This window comes from Moritella sp. PE36, from assembly GCF_000170855.1.
Lineage (GTDB): Bacteria > Pseudomonadota > Gammaproteobacteria > Enterobacterales > Moritellaceae > Moritella.
This window is the reverse complement of sequence record NZ_ABCQ01000096.1, coordinates 1-5,847: the sequence shown is the minus strand read 5'-3', so window position 1 is coordinate 5,847 and position 5,847 is coordinate 1. Positions and strand designations below refer to the sequence as shown.

At 43.9% G+C, this 5,847-nt stretch carries 4 protein-coding genes, 1 tRNA gene and 2 rRNA genes; all 7 read right to left on the bottom strand.

Annotated features, from left to right (window positions below; genetic code table 11):
* A 23S ribosomal RNA gene (locus PE36_RS23150) occupies positions 1 to 823 on the bottom strand; the annotation flags it as partial.
* Positions 824 to 1,043: 220 nt separating this feature from the next.
* Positions 1,044 to 1,119: transfer RNA gene (locus PE36_RS23145), tRNA-Glu, on the bottom strand.
* Positions 1,120 to 1,239: 120 nt separating this feature from the next.
* A 16S ribosomal RNA gene (locus PE36_RS23140) occupies positions 1,240 to 2,784 on the bottom strand.
* Positions 2,785 to 3,399: 615 nt separating this feature from the next.
* Entirely contained in the window at positions 3,400 to 3,783 is a 384-nt protein-coding gene (gene rplQ, locus PE36_RS23135; RefSeq protein ID WP_006034546.1) for a 50S ribosomal protein L17, read from the bottom strand.
* Positions 3,784 to 3,823: 40 nt separating this feature from the next.
* Positions 3,824 to 4,810, bottom strand: a complete 987-nt coding sequence (gene rpoA, locus PE36_RS23130) for a DNA-directed RNA polymerase subunit alpha (protein ID WP_006034545.1) — start codon at positions 4,808 to 4,810, stop codon at positions 3,824 to 3,826.
* Positions 4,811 to 4,836: 26 nt separating this feature from the next.
* Entirely contained in the window at positions 4,837 to 5,457 is a 621-nt protein-coding gene (rpsD, locus tag PE36_RS23125) for a 30S ribosomal protein S4 (protein ID WP_006034544.1), read from the bottom strand.
* Positions 5,458 to 5,484: 27 nt separating this feature from the next.
* The coding region (gene rpsK, locus PE36_RS23120; protein WP_006034543.1) for a 30S ribosomal protein S11 at positions 5,485 to 5,847 on the bottom strand (363 nt) is incomplete at its 5' end.

The following is a 5,847-nucleotide window of genomic DNA, read 5'->3' as shown; positions in this document are numbered from 1 at the left end:
GCGCTACTAAATAGCTTTCGAGAGACCAGCTATCTCCCGGTTTGATTGGCTTTCACCCCCCAGCCACAAGTCATCCGCTAATTTTTCAACATTAGTCGGTTCGGTCCTCCAGTTGATGTTACTCAACCTTCAACCTGCCCATGGCTAGATCACCGGGTTTCGGGTCTAATCCCAGCAACTATTCGCGCAGTTAACACTCGGTTTCCCTACGGCTCCGCTATTCGCTTAACCTTGCTACTGAAATTAAGTCGTTGACCCATTATACAAAAGGTACGCAGTCACCCAACAAAGTAGGCTCCCACTGCTTGTACGTATACGGTTTCAGGTTCTATTTCACTCCCCTCACAGGGGTTCTTTTCGCCTTTCCCTCACGGTACTGGTTCACTATCGGTCAGTCAGTAGTATTTAGCCTTGGAAGATGGTCCTCCCATATTCAAACAGCATATCACGTGTGCCGTCCTACTCGATTTCACAATAAGGTCGTTTTCATGTACGGGACTATCACCCTGTATCGTGGCACTTTCCAGAGCCTTCCATTAACTTCCAAACTGCTTAAGGGCTAGACCCCGTTCGCTCGCCGCTACTAAGGGTATCTCTATTGATTTCTTTTCCTCGGGGTACTTAGATGTTTCAGTTCTCCCGGTTCGCTTCGTAACGCTATGTATTCACGTTACGATACCTTACAAAGTAAGGTGGGTTCCCCCATTCGGAAATCTGTGGATTAACGCTTTTTATCAACTCCCCACAGCTTAACGCAGATTAACACGTCCTTCATCGCCTCTGACTGCCTAGGCATCCACCGTATACGCTTAGTCACTTAACCATACAATCTAAAGTCGACCGTACAATTGAAATAACTAGGTATTATCTAGTTTTTTTCGCCTCAAGAATACTCAAGAACACTATATTGTTATTACCAAAGTAATAACGTGTTTTAAGAACTTCTTTATTTATTCAGCTTTCCAAATTTTTAAAGAGCAATTGCTAAAAAGCAAAGATAAACATTAAGCTGCTTAGCTTTGATTTTTAATCAGAAAGAAAAGTGGTATCCCGTACGAGATTTGAACTCGTGTTACCGCCGTGAAAGGGCGGTGTCCTAGGCCTCTAGACGAACAGGACACTATTTACTTTCTACGTTTGGATTTCATCCCAACCGTTGTCTTATTTACATAAGACGTGCAATTTAATTTTCTATTCAAGCAATTTGTGTGGGCACTTACAAAAATTAACAACTTTACGTAAGGAGGTGATCCAGCCCCAGGTTCCCCTAGGGCTACCTTGTTACGACTTCACCCCAGTCATGAACCACACCGTGGTCATCGCCCTCCCGAAGGTTAAGCTAATGACTTCTGGTGCAGCCCACTCCCATGGTGTGACGGGCGGTGTGTACAAGGCCCGGGAACGTATTCACCGTGACATTCTGATTCACGATTACTAGCGATTCCGACTTCATGGGGTCGAGTTGCAGACCCCAATCCGGACTACGACGCACTTTATGGGATTCGCTTACCATTGCTGGTTTGCAGCCCTTTGTATGCGCCATTGTAGCACGTGTGTAGCCCTACTCGTAAGGGCCATGATGACTTGACGTCGTCCCCACCTTCCTCCGGTTTATCACCGGCAGTCTCCTTAGAGTTCCCACCATTACGTGCTGGCAAATAAGGATAAGGGTTGCGCTCGTTGCGGGACTTAACCCAACATTTCACAACACGAGCTGACGACAGCCATGCAGCACCTGTCTCACAGTTCCCGAAGGCACTGAGGTATCTCTACCAGATTCTGTGGATGTCAAGAGTAGGTAAGGTTCTTCGCGTTGCATCGAATTAAACCACATGCTCCACCGCTTGTGCGGGCCCCCGTCAATTCATTTGAGTTTTAACCTTGCGGCCGTACTCCCCAGGCGGTCTACTTAATGCGTTAGCTTAAGAGCCCAGTTCTCAAGGAACCAAACTCCGAGTAGACATCGTTTACGGCGTGGACTACCGGGGTATCTAATCCCGTTTGCTACCCACGCTTTCGCATCTGAGCGTCAGTTACTTGCCAGGTGGCCGCCTTCGCCACTGGTATTCCTTCAGATCTCTACGCATTTCACCGCTACACCTGAAATTCTACCACCCTCTCAAGAACTCTAGTTTGCCAGTTCGAAATGCAGTTCCCAGGTTGAGCCCGGGGCTTTCACATCTCGCTTAACAAACCGCCTGCATGCGCTTTACGCCCAGTAATTCCGATTAACGCTTGCACCCTCCGTATTACCGCGGCTGCTGGCACGGAGTTAGCCGGTGCTTCTTCTGCGAGTAACGTCACAGTTGGCAAGTATTAATTACCAACCTTTCCTCCTCGCTGAAAGTACTTTACAACCCTAAGGCCTTCTTCATACACGCGGTATGGCTGCATCAGAGTTTCCTCCATTGTGCAATATTCCCCACTGCTGCCTCCCGTAGGAGTCTGGACCGTGTCTCAGTTCCAGTGTGGCTGATCATCCTCTCAGACCAGCTAGGGATCGTCGCCTTGGTGAGCTCTTACCTCACCAACAAGCTAATCCCACTTGGGCTCATCTAGTCGCGAGAGCTTTCAAGAAGAGGCCCCCTTTCACCCGTAGGTCGTATGCGGTATTAGCAGTCGTTTCCAACTGTTGTCCCCCTCGACTAGGCAGATTCCCAAGCATTACTCACCCGTCCGCCGCTCGACGCCAGAATAGCAAGCTATTCTTCGTTTCCGCTCGACTTGCATGTGTTAAGCCTACCGCCAGCGTTCAATCTGAGCCATGATCAAACTCTTCAATTAAAAGTTTTTGACTGATTACCTAAGTAATCAAATCGGCTCAATGAATTCTGTACTTCAACAATAAAACCGAAGTTCCATTGTTTATAAAACCAAATCTTTCGATTTAATTTAATGTTCACAATTACATTGATATAATATTTGGTCATTATATCTCTGCAAGTGCTCACACAGATTGCTTGAATAAATTGTTAAAGAGCATACTGAGCGGCTGTTGCCGTGTCAGTGAGGTCGCATTATAGAGATATAGATCACATTGGCAAGGGCTAATTTAAAAAAAGATAAAAAACAAATAAAAAGATTAAAAAGCGAACAACCACGTCATATACCAAACAAATAGTCAAAAACAGATTAGTAGATCTACTTTTATCCCTATTCATTACCAAAATTCATATGAAGTTAAAACATAAGATTAATTTATTGAAACGATCTTAGGAGGACATGCAGATATTTAGTTTATCGGTATATAAGGGTATTGATTGAGTACGACAAAGATAAAGATAAAAATAATTTAGATAAGCGAGCTGAATATAGAAGAGAGAATTTATACAAGAAAAAATAATGTGTTAGAAATAAAAAAGCCAGAGCGTGAGCCCTGGCTTATAATACTATTTAAAACTATTCTTCGTCAGCAGCTTCAACAACTGGACGATCTACTAGTTCGATGTAAGCCATAGGAGCTTTATCGCCAGTACGTAGACCACATTTTAAGATTCGAGTATAACCGCCTGAACGGTTAGCGAAACGTGGGCCTAATTCTTTAAATAGTTTACCTACAACTTCATCGCTGCGGGTACGAGCAAATGCTAGACGACGGTTAGCTACGCTATCCGTTTTAGCAAGTGTAATTAGAGGCTCAACTACACGACGTAATTCTTTAGCTTTAGGCAGAGTCGTTTTAATGATCTCGTGGCTAACTAAAGAACATGCCATATTACGGAACATAGCCTGACGGTGGCTGCTGTTACGATTTAGTTGACGACCACTCTTACGATGGCGCATGAACTTATCCTTCTTACAAAATTCTTTTGATTAGTGTTTACTATTCGTCCGCGATACTTGCAGGTGGCCAATTTTCTAGGCGCATACCTAGAGATAAGCCACGTGAAGCTAGAACATCTTTAATTTCAGTTAAAGATTTCTTACCAAGGTTAGGTGTTTTAAGTAACTCAACCTCAGTACGCTGAACAAGATCACCAATATAGTGAATAGCTTCTGCTTTTAGGCAGTTAGCTGAACGAACAGTAAGTTCTAAATCATCAACAGGACGTAGCAGTATCGGATCGAACTCTGGCTTCTCTTCTTTCTGCTCTGGTTCCGTTACATCACGAAGATCAACGAAAGCATCAAGCTGTTCAGCCAGAATTGTAGCAGCACGACGAATAGCTTCTTCTGGATCTAATGTTCCATCAGTTTCCATATCGATTACTAACTTATCAAGGTTAGTACGTTGCTCGACGCGAGCAGCTTCAACATTGTAAGCAATACGGCTTACAGGGCTGAATGCAGCATCAACAAGCAAACGACCGATAGGACGCTCTTCATCATCAGACTGAATTCGTGTAGAAGCAGGAACGTAACCACGTCCTTTTGCAACACGAATACGCATACTGATATCTGCTTGACCGGTTAAATTACAAATCACATGTTCTGGATTAATAATCTCAACATCACCATCATGGGTGATGTCACCTGCCAATACAGGACCTGTACCTGACTTAGTTAAAGTTAGTAACGCTTCGTCTTTGCCTTCAAGTTTGATTGCAAGACCTTTTAAGTTAAGAAGAATTTCAAGAACATCTTCTTGAACGCCTTCTTTACTGCTGTACTCATGGAGTACGCCGTCGATCTCAACTTCTGTTACAGCACAACCTGGCATAGAAGAAAGTAGAATACGACGTAAAGCATTACCTAGAGTGTGACCAAAGCCACGCTCTAACGGTTCAAGTGTTACCTTGGCACGTGTTGAGCTAATTTGCTCAATATCAACAAGTCTTGGTCTTAGAAATTCTGTTACAGAACCCTGCATGTATGTCCTCTCTTATGAAGTTAACTTTACTTAGAGTAAAGTTCAACAATAAGCTGTTCGTTGATGTCTGCAGACAGATCAGAACGCTCAGGAACACGTTTGTAAACGCCTTCAAGTGTCTTACTGTCAACTTCAACCCAAGATGCTTTCTCACGCTGCTCTGAAATTTCAAGAGCTGAAGCGATACGAGCTTGCTTCTTAGCCTTCTCGCGAATGCTAACTGTATCGTTAACTTTCACTTTGTAAGAAGGGATATTTACAACTTTACCGTTTACAACGATTGCTTTGTGGCTTACTAACTGGCGCGATTCCGCACGAGTTGAACCAAAGCCCATACGATAAACAACGTTATCTAGACGGCCTTCTAATAAAGCAAGTAGGTTTTCACCAGTATTACCTTTTAGACGAGCAGCTTCTTTATATAAGTTACGGAATTGCTTTTCAAGTACACCGTACATACGACGAACTTTTTGCTTTTCACGTAGTTGTAAACCGTAGTCAGATAGACGAGGTTTACGAGCACCATGTACACCAGGTGCGTTATCAATTTTACACTTAGATTCGATCGCACGTACGCCACTTTTCAAGAAAAGATCTGTACCTTCACGACGACTAAGCTTGAGCTTTGGGCCCAAATATCTAGCCATGTTCTTTCTCCAATATTCCTAAAAGCGTTATACGCGACGCTTTTTAGGTGGACGACAACCATTGTGAGGGATTGGTGTAACATCAGTGATGTTAGTAATTTTAAAACCAATCGCATTCAATGCACGAATAGAAGATTCACGACCAGGACCAGGGCCCTTAACCATAACTTCTAAGTTTTTAAGACCGTACTCTTTAGCCATTTCACCAGCACGCTCAGCAGCAACCTGCGCAGCGAATGGAGTTGACTTACGAGAACCACGGAAGCCTGAGCCGCCTGCAGTTGCCCAAGATAAAGCATTACCTTGGCGATCTGTGATTGTCACAATAGTATTATTGAAAGAAGCATGAACGTGTGCAATACCGTCAGCAACTTGCTTTTTAACGCGCTT

Coding starts and splice junctions, on each gene's coding strand:
- rpsD (WP_006034544.1), bottom strand. CDS start 5,457: ATGGCTAGATATTTGGGCCCAAAGCTCAAGCTTAGTCGTCGTGAAGGT.
- rpoA (WP_006034545.1), bottom strand. CDS start 4,810: ATGCAGGGTTCTGTAACAGAATTTCTAAGACCAAGACTTGTTGATATT.
- rplQ (WP_006034546.1), bottom strand. CDS start 3,783: ATGCGCCATCGTAAGAGTGGTCGTCAACTAAATCGTAACAGCAGCCAC.